This is a genomic window from Pseudomonas sp. PS01297, assembly GCF_029959305.1.
GTDB lineage: Bacteria > Pseudomonadota > Gammaproteobacteria > Pseudomonadales > Pseudomonadaceae > Aquipseudomonas > Aquipseudomonas helleri.
Window position 1 is genome coordinate 1 of sequence record NZ_JASCPQ010000225.1, and the last position, 286, is coordinate 286.

A 286-nucleotide genomic window follows, 5' to 3' on the forward strand; every position below is an offset into this window, starting at 1 on the left:
GGGCGAAGCGATTTCAAACTCGCGGTAGGTGGTTCCGTTCTTGCGCTCGTAGGCGTCGGCGGCTTCCCAAAGGTGCAACGGGTTGGTCGCGGCCCACTTCGGCATATTGACGAATTCGGACGCCTCCAACTTTTCCCCCTGCTCAAGCCGTTTTTCGTATTGGCCGAGGCGAGCGATATAGGCGGCATGAGGGGAAGCTTTCCCCGCCTTGCCAACCTTCACGCTCAATCGTCCAATCGCCATGTTTTTGCCTTTTCGTTTTTAGGGCCGATGCAGTCGGTTTGCC

General features: G+C 57.3%; 1 pseudogene. It reads right to left on the minus strand.

The window, feature by feature from the left end:
* Positions 1-243, minus strand: a pseudogene (locus tag QMX84_RS26390) (MobA/MobL family protein); the annotation flags it as partial.
* Positions 244-286: the final 43 nt, after the last annotated feature.